The organism is Lentzea sp. DG1S-22, from assembly GCF_036321065.1.
Classification (GTDB): Bacteria; Actinomycetota; Actinomycetes; order Mycobacteriales; family Pseudonocardiaceae; genus Lentzea; species Lentzea jiangxiensis.
This window is the reverse complement of the sequence record NZ_CP143276.1, coordinates 5,581,268-5,594,789: the sequence shown is the minus strand read 5'-3', so window position 1 is coordinate 5,594,789 and position 13,522 is coordinate 5,581,268. Positions and strand designations below refer to the sequence as shown.

Below are 13,522 nucleotides of genomic sequence, written 5' to 3'. Positions count from 1 at the left end.
CCTCTTCCGGCTGGTGACCACCGACGACCACCGTGACGAGGAGCGCCGGGAAGATCAGGTACCCGATCAGGCGGCCCAGGACGAAGGCGCCGCCGGGTTCGGCCGCGAGGACGTGGAGCACGCGAGCACCATCGCACAGCCGGTGGAGCGCGGGCGGCTGAACGCGGAGAGCCGGGTGTGATCCGCGGCGCCCCGATCAGGCGGGCCGGGGGGCCTCGGGGCCCAGCACGTCGACCGCCGCCAGCCACGCCGCCCCGGCCGCCCCTTCGGTCGCCATGATCACCTGGGCGTTGCAGCGGGTGAGCAGCTCCTGCTTCAGGTGGGTGCCGACCGGGGTCTTGATCAGGCTTCCGACGAGCACGATCGGGCTGGTGTCGGTCGGCGAGCGCACGGCGGAGGCCGTGTCGGCGAGCAGGCGGGCCGCCGACGAGACGATGGTCAGGGCCTCGGGGTCGCCGTGGTGGTAGGCGGAGCTGACGAGGGGTGCGAACTTCGCCAGGGCGACGGGCGGCTGGTCGTTCACGGCGTTGATCAGCTGGCCGCGGCCCCTGGCACCCGCGGCGGCGAGGACGGCGGTGGCCAGGCCCTCCAGCGGCGCGTCGAGGTCGAGCAGCCGCAACGTCGCCCGCACCGCCTCGCGGCCCAGCCAGAAAGCCGAGCCGTCGTCGCCGATCAGCCAGCCGTAGCCGCCGGACCGGCCGACCATGCGGTGGCCCGTGATGCGGCCCGCGATGGAACCCGTGCCCGCCACCAGGACCGTGCCGTCGGGGGAGGAGGTGCCGGTGGCGAAGGCGGCCTCGCAGTCGGTGACCACGCGCATCGGGCAGTGCAGGCCGGCTCGTTCCCATGCCTCGTGGAACAGGGCCGCGATCGCGGGGTCGGCCAGCTTCGAGGCGCCCGCCATGCCGAGCACGCCGGAGCGGACCTTGCGGGAGTCGAGGCCGTCCAGGGCTTCCGCCAGCGCCTCGGCGATGTGGGCGGCGGCGACGGCGGGCGGGTGCGAGTTCGGGTTCGCGCCGCCCGCCAGGCCCTGGCCCAGGCGGGCGCCGTCGAGGTCCAGCACCAGAGCCCTGGTGGAGGTGCCGCCAGCGTCGAGTCCCACGACCAGATCCATACCGACCGAGTATGCCGAGAGACGCTCGCCGGAGGCACGCCCAACCGGGTGTCACCGGGTCAGGGCACGGTCACCCGTTGCGTTGTGGTGGAAGAACACCAGCGAACCGGGAGGAACCGGATCACCCGGACGAACCACTGTGGACAGTGACGGGACGGTCGTGCCGTAGTCGAACACGGCCGTCGGGGCGACGTCGACCAGGTCGTCCGGATCGGCCGGTGCGGTGTACCGGCTGAGCACCCCGGCGGTGTAGGTGACGGGGCCGGACGGCAGGGCCGAGCGCGCGACCGGCAGGACGACGACGTCGCTGTCGAACAGGTTCGTGTCCGTCGTCCCGTCGAAGCCGTTCAGCGGCTGCTCGTCCACCACCTCGTCCGAGCCCTCGGCCTTCGTCCGCGCGAGCCAGACGTCGGCGGTCATGTCGCCGCCCTTGGCCCGCTTCACGGCGGTGGTCACGAACTTCTTGCCGCCGACCGAGAACCGCACCTCGGGCCGGGTGTTGCCGCCGAGGTTCGCCCACGTGCTCCAGGTCGCGATCCCGAACGCCAGCAGCGAGTCGGTCGCCGTCGCGCCGACGTACCGCAGGTCGCCGCCGCGCGCCGTGCGGTTCGCGGCGCAGTCGGTCTGGACGTCGGGGCTGCAGTCGGGCAGCCGGTCCGACCGCGCGCCCAGCTCCAGCACGGTCATGCGCGAGCGGTAGTCCTGCTGGTCGAGGCCGCGGCCGGCGACGCGGGAGTCCGACACGGTGAGCCGCGAGACCGGCTTCGGCGCCGCGTGGACGGGGACCCGCAGGGTGCGGTCGCCCGTGAACGTCAGCAGGCCCGACGCCTCCGCCAGGAACTGGCGGCCCTCCTCCAGCGACACCGTGGGGTCGGGCGTCTTGCGCAGCGCGGCGGGGCCGGGGACCCGCAGCTGCACGGGCACCGTGACCGACCCGCCCGGCGGCAGCACGACGAGGGGCGGCGCGACCTGGAACGACACCCCGGGAACCGTGGTGATCGGCTCGTAGCTGGGCTTCAGCATCACGAGCCGCGAACCCTTGTTGACCAGGCGGATCGTCCGGCTGGCCCGCACCGGGCCGCCGACCTCGACCGTGCCGAACGACGCGTCGCCCAGGGCCAGGACGTCGGTGGAGAGGGCGGCCGGACCGTCGACCCGGCCGGCGCCGACGCGCATCGGTGCCTCCCGCACGCCCGAGGCCGACCGCACGACGCCGGAGGCCGTGTTCACCAGCGCGGCCTTGACCTCCTCGACCGTCCACTCGGGACGAGCCTCGCGCAGCAGCGCGGCGATCCCGGCCACGTGCGGCGCCGCCATCGACGTGCCGCCCATCGACACGCCGTCCGAGGCGGTGCCGGAGGCGGCGGAGAAGACCGTGTCGCCGGGTGCGGCCACCGCGATCGACGAACGGGACCGCGACGACGACGGCGTGATCGTGTCCTCGATCGACGGCTCCACGAACGGCACCGCGACCTTCAACGCCGAGGACAGGTGCGCCGTGAGCGTCCCGGCCTCCAGCGCGGGGAGCAGTTCGCGCGACGCCGCCGCCGTCATCTGGAAGGCGGGGATGTGCGCGTTGCCGGCGATCGCGGCGGCGAACACCGGCAGGGCCGTCGGCAGCAGCACGCCGGCGGCACCGGCCTTCCAGGCGTTGTCCGTGCGGACGCCGGTGCCGCACGCGCGGGTGGCGTCGCTGTCGTCCCACTCCAGCCACACGACCTTGCCGTCCAGCGGCTCGGAGATCGGCTGGCAGCCGTCCACGTTGGACGCGAGCCGCACGACGGGCGCGGTGAGGTCGAACTCGCCCTTCAGGCTCTGGCTGTACTGGCCCGGCAGCCGCTTCCCGCCGACCTCCAGCCCGTCCAGCATCGAGAACGAGTCGCGGCTGTTCGCCACGGAGATCGCCTCGGGGGTGTTGGCGGGCGATCCGGCCACGTCGTAGAAGTCGCCGCCGTTGCCGGCCGCCGCGACCACCACGACGCCGTGCTGCACGAGCTTGCGCACGAACAGCGAGTCCGGGTCGTCCGCCGCGCCGAAGTCGCTGCCCAGCGACAGGTTCACGACGTCGAGCTTGTCCGAGAAGTCGCCGTCGCCGTTGGGGTCGAGCGCCCAGTCGAGGGCTTTCGCGGTGAGGTTCGTGCCGCCCTTGCAGCCGAACACCTTGAGCGCGTAGAGCAGCGCACGCGGTGCGGTACCCGGCCCGATCTTGAGCGAGTCGAGGTCGATCGAGGAGTACGGACCGCCGTAGGTGGTGCCGTCGGCGTTGACCCCGTACCCGGCCGCGGTGCCGGCGACGTGCGTGCCGTGGCCGTTGCAGTCGACCGGGTCGGCGTCCGGCTCGGGGACCACGCCGGGCTTGCCGGTGTAGGCGTCGCCCGCGAAGTCGTAACCGCCGACGACCTTGGCGTTCGGGAACGTGCCGCCGCCGAAGTCCGCGTGCCGGTAGTCGATGCCGGTGTCGACCACGCCGATCCGCACGCCGTCGCCGAGCCGCCCGAGCGACTCCCACACCTCGGACGTCCGGGTGAGGCGGACGGCGTGCGAGTTGGTGAGCTGCTTGGGGACCATCCGGTGCACCGCCCGCACCTCCGGCATGCGCGACAGGGCGGCCAGGCGGGACCTGTCGGTCGCCAGCACGACGCCGGGCACCGCGTTGGTCGTCCGGGTGACCTCGCGGCCACCGGACCGGGAGACGACCCGGGACACGTGCTCCGAGGTCGTGCTCCTCGCCGACCGGGCCTGCGGAGCGGTGCCGGTGTCGACCGCCGCGGTCGAGGTCAGCTCCACGAAGACGGTGACGGGTTCAGGTGGGGCAGGCGGTGTGAGCAGGGTGCCCACCAGGAGTGCCGCAGCCACCAGATTCATGATCAACCTCTCTTAGTCATCGGACGACTTCACGTCGGGACCTAGACGAATGCACCCCCACAGGGCTATACATCCGATGTATCAGTACGGTGTGGAGCAGAGGAGGAGCGGCCGTGCAGTTCTTGCGCCTGGGACCGGTCGGTGATGAACGGCCTGCTGTGAGGACCGACGACGAGACCACGTACGACCTCCTGCCGATCACCCCGGACGTCGACGGGGCGTTCCTCGCGAACGACGGCGTGAACCGCGTGCGCGCCGCGTTGGAGGCCGGTGAGCTGGAGGTGCTGGACACCGCGGGCGTCCGGGTCGGGCCACCGCTCGCGCACCCCGGCAAGATCATCTGCATCGGTCTCAACTACCGCGACCACGCGGAGGAGACCGGCGCCGACATCCCCGGTGAGCCGGTGGTGTTCCTCAAGGCGCCGGACACGGTCGTCGGCCCGTACGACGAGGTGCTCGTCCCGCGCCGGTCCGTGAAGACCGACTGGGAGGTCGAGCTCGGCGTCGTCATCGGGCGCACCGCCCGCTACCTGGAGTCCGAAGAGGACGCTCTGGCGTGCGTCGGCGGGTACGTGCTGTCGCACGACGTCTCCGAGCGGGAGTTCCAGATCGAGCGGGGCGGCACGTGGGACAAGGGCAAGAACTGCGAAACGTTCAACCCTCTCGGTCCCTTCCTCGTGCCCGCCGACGAGATCGCCGACCCGCAGAACCTCGAGATGCGGCTCTGGGTGAACGGCGAGATCCGGCAGAACTCGTCCACCAAGAACATGATCTTCCCCATCGCGGAGGTCGTGCGCTACCTCAGCCAGTTCCTTGTCCTTCGTCCGGGTGACGTCATCAACACGGGTACACCCGCCGGAGTGGCGCTCGGCCAGCCGGAGCCCAAGCCGTACCTGCGCGCGGGCGACGTCGTCGAGCTCGAGATCGAGGGTCTCGGCAGGCAGCGGCAGATCCTCGGGCAGGCCTGAGCCCATGCCCAAGATCACCGAACTGGACGTGCTGGACATCAGGTTCCCCACGTCCAGGGAGCTCGACGGCTCCGACGCGATGAACCCCGACCCGGACTACAGCGCCGCGTACGTGGTGCTGCGGACCGACGAGGGCCCGCAGGGGTACGGCCTCGCGTTCACGATCGGCCGCGGCAACGACGTGCAGGCCGCCGCCATCAGGGCGCTGGCCCCGCACGTCGTCGGCAAGGACGTGCCGGAGACCGCGGCAGCGCTGGGCGAGCTGTACTTCGAGCTCATCGGCGACTCCCAGCTGCGCTGGCTCGGCCCCGAGAAGGGCGTCGCGCACATGGCGATCGGCGCGGTCGTCAACGCGGCCTGGGACCTCGCGGCCCGCCGCGCCGGGCTGCCGGTCTGGCGCTTCCTCGCCCGGATGTCACCCGAGGAGGTCGTCGGCCTCGTCGACTTCCGCTACCTCTCCGACGCCCTGACGCCGGAGGAGGCGCTGCGGATCCTGCGCGAGGCCGAGGAGGGCAAGGCCGGGCGGGCCGACGCGATCGCCCGCGACGGCTACCCGGCCTACACGACGTCACCGGGCTGGCTCGGCTACTCCGACGAGAAGCTCGCGGGCCTCGCGCGGCAGGCGCTCGCGGACGGCTTCGACATGATCAAGCTCAAGGTCGGCGGCAGCCTCGACGACGACGTGCGCCGCATGAAGCTCGCCCGCGAGGTCGTCGGTGACGACGTCCGCGTGGCGGTCGACGCGAACCAGCGCTGGGACGTCGGCACGGCGGTGCGCTGGATGCGCGAACTGGCGCCGTACGACCCGTACTGGATCGAGGAGCCCACCTCGCCGGACGACGTGCTGGCCCACCGCGCGATCGCCGACGCGCTGGCCCCCATCCGGGTCGCGACCGGCGAGCACGTGCAGAACCGCGTGGTGTTCAAGCAGCTGCTGCAGGCCGGCGCGATCGACGTGCTGCAGCTCGACGCGTGCCGGGTCGCGGGCGTGAACGAGAACATCGCGATCCTGCTGCTGGCCAAGAAGTTCGGCGTCCCGGTGTGCCCGCACGCCGGCGGTGTCGGCCTGTGCGAGCTGGTCAGGCACCTGTCGTTCTTCGACTACGTCGCGATCTCCGGCGAGGTCGGCGAGCGCGTGATCGAGTGGGTCGACCACCTGCACGAGCACTTCCTCGACCCGGCCGTCGTCGAGGGGGGCCGCTACCTCGCGCCCGCCGAACCCGGGTTCTCCGCGCGGCTCAAGGACGAGACGCTGGTCGAGTACGTCTACCCCGACGGTCCTGTGTGGACGGAGTTGGAGGGCCGGGATGACTGACTTCGAGGGGCTCGTCGCCGTCGTCACGGGCGGGGCGTCCGGCATCGGCCTGGCCACCGCGACCCTGCTGAGCAGCAGGGGAGCGACGGTCGCGGCGCTGGACCTGAACCCGGACGTGCCGGACCCGCTCGTCGGGATCCGCACGGACGTCTCGGACGACGAGAGCGTCCGGGCCGCGGTCGGCGAGGTCGTCGAGCGGTTCGGACGGCTCGACGTCGTGGTGAACAACGCGGGCATCGGTGCGCAGGGAGACGTCCTCGCCAACTCCGACGAGGAGTGGTCGAGGGTTCTGGACGTCAACGTCATGGGCGCGGTCAGGGTGTCGCGGGCAGCGCTGCCGCACCTGCGGAGCTCGCCGGCCGCGGCGATCGTCAACACCTGCTCCATCGCCGCCCGGGCGGGGTTGCCGAACCGCGCCCTCTACTCGGCCAGCAAGGGCGCGGTGTACTCGCTGACCCTCGCGATGGCCGCCGACCACGTGCGCGAGGGCATTCGCGTCAACGCGGTCGCCCCCGGCACGGCGGACACCCCGTGGGTGGGCCGCCTGCTCGACTCGGCGCCGGACCCGGCCGCCGAACGAGCCGCGTTGGAGGCACGCCAGCCGCACGGCCGGCTCGTCTCCGCCGACGAGGTCGCGGGAGCCATCGCCTACCTGGCGAGCCCGCTCTCGGGATCCACCGCCGGCACGGTCCTCGCCGTCGACGGCGGCATGCACGGCTTGCGCTTGCGTCCCCCGCAGTCATGAAAGGCAACTCAACGATGAAGCGTCGCAACCTCACCGCAGCGGTGTGCCTCGCGTTCGCCGGTGCCCTCACCCTGACCGCCTGTGGTGGCGGTGCCACCGGGACCGGCAGCGGAGGCGTCGGTCCGATCGGTGCCGACCACCCGCGCGCCGACACCGACTTCTGGAACTCCTACATCAAGTACTTCCCGGAGAAGGCGAAGGACCTCGGGGTCGGCCTGCTGAACCCCACCAACTCGCAGAACAAGGTCGAGAACCTGGTCGCCAACGCCCAGTCGCTGCAGTCGCAGGGCGCCAAGGCGATCATCATGGCCCCGCAGGACACCGGCGCGATCACGTCCACCCTGGAACGGCTGGAGAAGGCCGACATCCCCGTCGTCACCGTCGACACCCGTCCGGACAAGGGCAAGACCTACATGGTCGTGCGCGCGGACAACAAGGCGTACGGCGAGAAGGCCTGCAAGTTCCTCGGCGACAAGCTGGGCGGCAAGGGCAAGGTCGTCGAGTTCCAGGGCGCGCTCGCGTCGGTCAACGGGCGCGACCGGTCCGAGGCGTTCGCGGCGTGCATGAAGCAGGACTACCCCGGCATCACGGTGTTCGAGGAACCGACCGACTGGGAGGGTGCCAAGGCGGCCGCCGCCCTGCAGACCAGGCTCAACCAGCACCCGGACATCAACGGCATCTACATGCAGGCCGGCGGCGCGTTCCTCACGCCGACGCTGCAGGTGCTGCGGCAGAAGAACCTGATCGTCCCGCCGACCGACCCGAAGCACATCTTCATCGTCTCCAACGACGGCATCCCGTCGGAGCTCGAAGCCATCCGCAAGGGCGAGATCGACGCGACCGTCTCGCAGCCGGCCGACCTCTACGCGCAGTGGGCGCTCTTCTACGCGAAGGCCGCTGTCGAGGGAAAGACGTTCCAGCCCGGCAAGACCGACCACGACTCCACGATCGTCGACGTCGGCGGCGGACGCCTGGAGGACCAGCTGCCCGCGCCGCTGATCACCAAGGAGAACGTCGACGACAAGGCGTTCTGGGGAAACCAGATCTGATGGGCGAGTTCGCGGCTGTCGCACGCGGCGTCACGAAGAGGTTCGGGCGCACGCTCGCGCTGGACGACGTGGGCATCGAGGTCCGCGCCGGTGAGTCGCACGCACTCGTCGGCCGCAACGGCGCGGGCAAGTCGACGCTGGTCTCGATCCTGACCGGCATGCGGGCGCCGGACGCGGGCGAGGTCGCCTTCTTCGGTGAACCGGCGCCGCCCGTCACCGACAGCGCGGCGTGGCGCCGGCACGTCGCCTGCGTCTACCAGAAGGCGACGGTCGTGCCGGAGCTGTCCGTCGCCGAGAACCTGTTCATCAACCGGCAGGACCTCGGCGGCGGTCTGATCAGCTGGAAGAAGCTGCGGCGCCGGGCGTGCGAGCTGCTCGAGACCTACGACGTGGCGGTGCGCCCGGACGAGCTGGTGTCCGCGCTGACCGTCGAGCAGCGCCAGCTCGTCGAGATCGCACGGGCGCTGTCGATCGGCTCGCGGTTCGTGATCCTCGACGAACCGACCGCGCAGCTCGACGGCCCGGCGATCGAGCGGCTCTTCGACCGGATGAGGTCGTTGCAGGACAAGGGGGTGACGTTCCTGTTCATCTCCCACCACCTGCAGGAGGTCTACGAGGTCTGCCAGACGGTGACGGTCTACCGCGACGCGCGGCACGTCGTCACCGCGCCGGTCTCGCAGATGTCGAAGCCCGACCTGATCGAGGCGATGACCGGTGAGGTGGGCGGCCTCACCGTGCCGAGCGGGGACGACAGGCCTTCCTCGGCGGAGGAGGTGCTGACCGTGTCGTCGTTGAGTGGCGACCACTTCTCGGACATCTCGCTGACGGCGACGCGCGGCGAGGTCATCGGGCTCGCGGGCAGCGCGTCGTCGGGGAAGCACGAGTTCGCCGAGACGGTCTACGGGCTGCGCAAGCCGTCGGCCGGATCGATCTCGGTGGACGGAGTGCCGGTGCGCGGCGGTGAGGTTCCGGCGGCCTTGAAGGCCGGGATCGGCTGCGTGCCGCGGGATCGGCACCACCAGGGGCTCGTGCTGGACCTGTCGATCGCGGAGAACGCGACCATGAGCACGGCCGGGGCGTTCGTGTGGCCGTCGGCGCAACGCACCGCGGGCAGCACCGCGATCGCGTCGTACGACGTCAAGGCCGCCGGGCCCGACCAGCCGGTGTCCGACCTGTCCGGCGGCAACCAGCAGAAGGTCGTGATGGCGCGCGCTCTCGCCGGCGACCCGTCCGTGCTGGTCCTGATCAACCCGACCGCGGGGGTCGACGTGAAGTCCAAGGAGTCGCTGCTCGGGGTCGTCGACGCGCAGGCGCGCCGCGGCAAGGCCGCCCTCGTGGTCTCCGACGAGCTCGACGACCTGCGGGTCTGCGACCGCGTGCTGGTGCTGTTCCACGGCCGGGTCGTGCGGGAGTTCGGCCGGGGCTGGCACGACCAGGAACTCATCGCGGCCATCGAAGGGATGAGCTCGGAATGACCAAGGCCATGACTCCGCCGGTCGCGGCACCCGCGCCCGGGAAGCAGAAGTTCCGGCTGGCGCGCTACCAGGACCTCGCCCTGGTCCCGGTGATCGTCCTGCTGCTGGTCGTCGGGGCGGTCCTGTCGCCGATCTTCCTGACGCCCGCGAACCTGATCGCCGTGCTGACCCAGCAGAGCGAGCTGTCGCTGCTGGTGCTGGGCCAGGCGATGATCCTCGTCGTCGGCAAGATGGACCTGTCGCTCGAGTCGACGGTCGGTCTCGCGCCCGCGCTGGCGGTCGCGCTGATCATCCCCGCGTCCGCCGGTGGGCTGGACGTCGGGCTGGCGGCGTGGCTCGCGTTGCCGCTGTGCCTCCTGATCGGCGTGGCGATCGGTGGCCTCAACGGGTTCCTGATCCTCAAGGTCGGGCTGTCCGGGTTCATGGTGACGCTGGGCATGCTGACGATGCTGCGCGGCCTGCAGCTCGCGATCACCGAGGGCAGGTCGCTGATCGCCGTGCCGGAGTCGTTCCTGTACCTGGGTTCCGCGACCTGGCTCGGGCTGCCGGCGGCGGTGTGGATCTGCGTCGTCTGCTACGCCGTGGGCATCTTCGTGCTGAAGTACCTGCGCGCAGGGCGGTCGTTGTACGCGATCGGCGGCAACTCCGAGGCCGCGCGCGCCGCGGGCATCCGGGTCGACCGCGTGGTGTGGACCGTGCTGGTCATCGGCTCGGTGCTGGCGGTGGTCGCGGGCATCCTCATGACCGGGCGGCTCGGGTCCGTCGCCGCGACGCAGGGCGAGGGCATGATCTTCCAGGTCTTCGCGGCCGCGGTGATCGGCGGCATCTCGCTGCAGGGCGGCAAGGGCACGCTGTTCGGCGCGCTGTCGGGGGTGCTGATGCTGGGGCTCGTGGAGCAGATCCTGCGGTTGCAGGGTGTCTCCGGCTTCTACATCAAGGCCTCGTACGGCGCGGTGATCATCCTCGCGTTGGTCGTCACGCGGTTCGCGACCGGTCAGAAGCAGGAGTGAGCCCGTGGAGACCGTTGCCCTGCACACCCGGCTCCGCGAGGGCCGCGAAGCCGACTACGACCGGGTCCACGCGACGATCCCGGCCGAGCTCGACGGGGCGTTGCGCGAGGCCGGCGTGCACTCGTGGCGGATCTGGCGATCCGGGCGCGACCTGTTCCACCTCGTCGAGGTGGACGACTACCGAGCGATGAGGGCCCGCTTGGCCGAGCACCCCGCCAACGTTCCGTGGCAGGCTCGGATGGCCGAGCTGCTGGAGGTCCCCGACGACTACTCCGGCGCCGAACCCGCTGTGCGACTCGTATGGGAGCTGCCGTGAAGATCGCTGTTTCCCGTCTGGGCTTCGGCGGCGCGCCGATCGGCAACCTGTACCGCGAGGTCTCCGACGAGGAGGCCTTCGGCGCGGTCGAGGCGGCGTGGCAATCCGGCGTCCGGTACTTCGACACCGCGCCGCACTACGGGCTCGGGCTGTCGGAGCGCCGGCTCGGCGTCGCCCTGGCCGGTCGTCCGCGCGACGAGTACGTGATCTCCACGAAGGTCGGGCGGTTGCTGGAGCCGTTCGACGGCGAGGGCTCCGACGACGAGGGTTTCGCGGTGCCGCGGAACTTCCGCCGCGTGCGGGACTACTCGGCCGACGGCGTCCGCAGGTCCATCGAGTCCTCTTTGGAGCGCCTCGGGACGGACCGGGTGGAGGTCGTCTACATCCACGACCCCGACGAGCACTGGGACGCGGCCTACTCGCAGGCGTACCCGGCCTTGGAAGAGCTGCGGTCGCAGGGCGTCGTGCGGGCGATCGGCGTCGGCATGAACCAGTGGGAGATGCCGGAGCGGTTCGTCCGCGAGACCGACGTCGACGTGGTGATGCTGGCCGGGCGGTACACGCTGCTCGAACAGCCCGCGCTGCCGTCGTTCCTACCCGCGTGCGCCGAGCGCGGCGTGTCGGTCGTGGCCTGCGGTGTCTTCAACTCCGGGCTGCTGTCGAAGCCGGTCGTGCCGTCGGACGCGAAGTACGACTACGCGGACGCACCGCCCGAACTGGTGGCACGGGCCAGGGCGATCGCCTCGGTCTGCGACCGGCACGGGGTGGCGCTGCCGGAGGTGGCGATCCAGTTCGCCCTCGGGCACCCGGCCGTCGTGTCGGTCGTGGTCGGGGCGCGGACTGCCGCGCAGATGACGTCGAACGCCGCCCGCTTCTCGGCGTCGATCCCGGCAGGGCTCTGGGACGAGCTGAAGTCGTCGGGGCTGCTGGGCGAGGAGGTCCCGACGCCGTGATCGTCGACGCTCACCACCACCTGTGGGACCTGTCCGCCCGCGACCAGGACTGGATCACCGATCCGCCGATGGGCGCGATCCGGCGGTCGTTCCTGGAACCGGACTTCCTCGCGGCCGCACCGGAGGTCTCCGCCTCCGTGCTGGTGCAGACGGTGTGCGTGCCGGAGGAGACGCCGGAGTTCCTGGCGGTGGCGGCGTCCTCGGACGTCGTCGGCGCGGTGGTGGGGTGGACCGACCTGACCTCGCCCGCCGTCGGTGACGCCCTGACGGAGCTGGTCGGCGGGCCGGACGGCTCGTGGCTGCGCGGGATCCGGCACCAGGTGCAGAGCGAGCCCGACCCGGAGTGGTTGTGCCGCGGGGACGTCCGGAACGGCCTGCGCCACGTCGGGGCGCACGGGCTGGTCTACGAGCTGCTGACGTTGCCGCACCAGCTGCCGGCCGCGCGCCGGACCGTGGCGGCGCTGCCCACCGTGCCGTTCGTCGTGGACCACTGCTCGAAGCCCGCGATCGGCTCGGACCCGGGGGAGTGGGCCGAGCTGATCCGGTCGCTGGCGGCGCACGAGAACGTGACGTGCAAGCTGTCCGGCCTGGTCACCGAGGCGGACTGGAGGTCGTGGACCGTCGCCGACCTGCGACCGCACTTCGAGGTCGTGCTCGACGCGTTCGGACCGGACAGGCTGATGTTCGGCTCCGACTGGCCCGTGTGCCTGCTGGCCGCCACCTACGACGAGTGGCTCGGTGCTGCGCGGGAACTGGTGTCGGAGCTGTCCGTCGACGAGCAGGACGCGATCTTCTCGGGCACTGCTCGCCGGGTGTACTCCCTCTAGAAGAGGGCCTTCAGCTCGTTGATCAGCTGCGGCGTGGCGCCGGCCAGCGGTTCGCGGACCGGGCCGGACGGCAGGCCGAGCAGGGTGAGCGCCGCCTTGACGGCGACGGCGCCGGGCTCGCGGGTCATGATCGCGGTGATCACCGGCAGCAGCGCCTGGTGGCGGCGCAGGGCTTCCTTGTTGTCGCCCTCGTCGTAGGCGTCGAGCATCGCCTTGATCTCGTTGCCGACGACGTGGCCGACGGTGCTGACCGTGCCGACGCCGCCGATCGAGTAGAGCGGCAGGATCAGCTCGTCGTTGCCGGAGTAGTAGTCGAGGCCGGTCTCGGCGATCACGCGGGCGGTCGCGAGCAGGTCGACCTTGCAGTCCTTCACGCCGACGATCCGCGGGTGCTCGGCGAGCCGGAGCAGCGTCTCGGTGTCGATCGCGGTGCCCGTGCGGCCGGGGATGTCGTAGAGCAGCGCCGGGAGGCCGGACGCGTTCGCCACCTGCCTGAAGTGGTTCTCGACGCCCTCCTGCGTGGGCTTGCTGTAGTACGGCGTCACGACCAGCAGGCCGTCGGCGCCGTTGTCCTCGGCCTGGCGGGCGAGCTCGACCGTGTGGCGCGTGGAGTTGGTGCCGACGCCCGCGAGGACCTGCGTGCGGTCGCCGACGGCCTCCTTCACGGCCTTGACGACCTGCGCCTTCTCGGCGTCGGTGGTCGTGGGCGCCTCACCGGTCGTGCCGTTGACGACCAGCCCGTCCGCGCCGCCCTTGTCGACGAGGTGCGCCGCCAGCTCCTGCGCACCCTTGAGGTCCAGGTCACCGTCGGGGGTGAACGGGGTGACCATCGCTACCAGCACTCGTCCGAACATGACTCCAGCGTGGCTCCAGTTTTCGCGAAGT

13 protein-coding genes are annotated in these 13,522 nt (G+C 71.4%); 10 read left to right on the top strand and 3 right to left on the bottom strand.

Annotated elements, in window-relative coordinates; genetic code table 11:
- The first annotated feature begins 13 nt into the window (after positions 1-13).
- Positions 14-181, top strand: coding sequence for a hypothetical protein (locus V1227_RS26000; protein ID WP_329788085.1), 168 nt, complete (start codon positions 14-16; stop codon positions 179-181).
- 15 nt (positions 182-196) lie between these two features.
- Here the strand turns inward: V1227_RS26000 and V1227_RS25995 are convergent, their stop codons facing one another.
- Together V1227_RS25995 and V1227_RS25990 are read right to left on the bottom strand one after the other, a co-directional pair.
- Positions 197-1,114, bottom strand: a complete 918-nt coding sequence (locus tag V1227_RS25995) for an N-acetylglucosamine kinase (RefSeq protein WP_329788084.1) — start codon at positions 1,112-1,114, stop codon at positions 197-199.
- Positions 1,115-1,165: 51 nt separating this feature from the next.
- Positions 1,166-3,979 carry a S8 family serine peptidase gene (locus V1227_RS25990; protein ID WP_442916365.1) on the bottom strand — a complete coding sequence of 938 codons (2,814 nt, stop codon included), beginning with the start codon at positions 3,977-3,979 and terminating at the stop codon, positions 1,166-1,168.
- 113 nt (positions 3,980-4,092) lie between these two features.
- On the opposite strand from V1227_RS25990, the gene V1227_RS25985 reads away from it, so the two are divergent.
- The 9 genes from V1227_RS25985 to V1227_RS25945 are packed head-to-tail and all read left to right on the top strand — an operon-like array spanning position 4,093 to position 12,637.
- Positions 4,093-4,947, top strand: a complete 855-nt coding sequence (locus V1227_RS25985; protein WP_329788081.1) for a fumarylacetoacetate hydrolase family protein — start codon at positions 4,093-4,095, stop codon at positions 4,945-4,947.
- A gap of 4 nt (positions 4,948-4,951) precedes the next feature.
- The gene (locus V1227_RS25980) at positions 4,952-6,262 is read left to right on the top strand and encodes an enolase C-terminal domain-like protein (protein ID WP_329788080.1); all 1,311 of its coding nucleotides are present in this window, start codon (positions 4,952-4,954) and stop codon (positions 6,260-6,262) included.
- Positions 6,255-7,007 (top strand): SDR family NAD(P)-dependent oxidoreductase, encoded by a 753-nt coding sequence (locus V1227_RS25975; protein WP_329788079.1) that lies wholly within the window; start codon positions 6,255-6,257, stop codon positions 7,005-7,007. The genes V1227_RS25980 and V1227_RS25975 overlap by 8 nt, the downstream gene beginning before the upstream one ends.
- 14 nt (positions 7,008-7,021) lie before the next feature.
- Positions 7,022-8,056 (top strand): sugar ABC transporter substrate-binding protein, encoded by a 1,035-nt coding sequence (locus V1227_RS25970; RefSeq protein WP_329788078.1) that lies wholly within the window; start codon positions 7,022-7,024, stop codon positions 8,054-8,056.
- Positions 8,056-9,531 carry a sugar ABC transporter ATP-binding protein gene (locus tag V1227_RS25965; protein ID WP_329788077.1) on the top strand — a complete coding sequence of 492 codons (1,476 nt, stop codon included), beginning with the start codon at positions 8,056-8,058 and terminating at the stop codon, positions 9,529-9,531. Before V1227_RS25970 ends, V1227_RS25965 begins: the two co-directional genes overlap by 1 nt.
- Entirely contained in the window at positions 9,528-10,541 is a 1,014-nt protein-coding gene (locus V1227_RS25960) for an ABC transporter permease (RefSeq protein WP_329788076.1), read from the top strand. The genes V1227_RS25965 and V1227_RS25960 overlap by 4 nt, the downstream gene beginning before the upstream one ends.
- Before the next feature lie 4 nt (positions 10,542-10,545).
- Positions 10,546-10,857: an L-rhamnose mutarotase gene (locus tag V1227_RS25955; protein ID WP_236220680.1), complete on the top strand. Its 312-nt coding sequence runs from the start codon at positions 10,546-10,548 to the stop codon at positions 10,855-10,857.
- On the top strand, positions 10,854-11,810 hold the full coding sequence (locus V1227_RS25950) for an aldo/keto reductase (protein WP_329788075.1): 957 nt from the start codon (positions 10,854-10,856) through the stop codon (positions 11,808-11,810). Before V1227_RS25955 ends, V1227_RS25950 begins: the two co-directional genes overlap by 4 nt.
- Positions 11,807-12,637, top strand: coding sequence for an amidohydrolase family protein (locus V1227_RS25945; protein ID WP_329788074.1), 831 nt, complete (start codon positions 11,807-11,809; stop codon positions 12,635-12,637). The genes V1227_RS25950 and V1227_RS25945 overlap by 4 nt, the downstream gene beginning before the upstream one ends.
- Here V1227_RS25945 and dapA read toward each other — a convergent pair.
- Positions 12,634-13,491, bottom strand: a complete 858-nt coding sequence (gene dapA, locus V1227_RS25940; RefSeq protein ID WP_329788073.1) for a 4-hydroxy-tetrahydrodipicolinate synthase — start codon at positions 13,489-13,491, stop codon at positions 12,634-12,636. The two genes, V1227_RS25945 and dapA, sit on opposite strands and share 4 nt — an antisense overlap.
- Positions 13,492-13,522: the final 31 nt, after the last annotated feature.

What these genes read in the sequence shown, in the direction of transcription:
- V1227_RS25990 (WP_442916365.1), bottom strand. Translation starts at nt 3,979, where the DNA reads ATGAATCTGGTGGCTGCGGCACTCCTGGTGGGCACCCTGCTCACACCG.
- V1227_RS25970 (WP_329788078.1), top strand. Translation starts at nt 7,022, where the DNA reads ATGAAGCGTCGCAACCTCACCGCAGCGGTGTGCCTCGCGTTCGCCGGT.
- V1227_RS25960 (WP_329788076.1), top strand. Translation starts at nt 9,528, where the DNA reads ATGACCAAGGCCATGACTCCGCCGGTCGCGGCACCCGCGCCCGGGAAG.
- V1227_RS25965 (WP_329788077.1), top strand. Translation starts at nt 8,056, where the DNA reads ATGGGCGAGTTCGCGGCTGTCGCACGCGGCGTCACGAAGAGGTTCGGG.
- V1227_RS25995 (WP_329788084.1), bottom strand. Translation starts at nt 1,114, where the DNA reads ATGGATCTGGTCGTGGGACTCGACGCTGGCGGCACCTCCACCAGGGCT.
- V1227_RS25980 (WP_329788080.1), top strand. Translation starts at nt 4,952, where the DNA reads ATGCCCAAGATCACCGAACTGGACGTGCTGGACATCAGGTTCCCCACG.
- dapA (WP_329788073.1), bottom strand. Translation starts at nt 13,491, where the DNA reads ATGTTCGGACGAGTGCTGGTAGCGATGGTCACCCCGTTCACCCCCGAC.
- V1227_RS25975 (WP_329788079.1), top strand. Translation starts at nt 6,255, where the DNA reads ATGACTGACTTCGAGGGGCTCGTCGCCGTCGTCACGGGCGGGGCGTCC.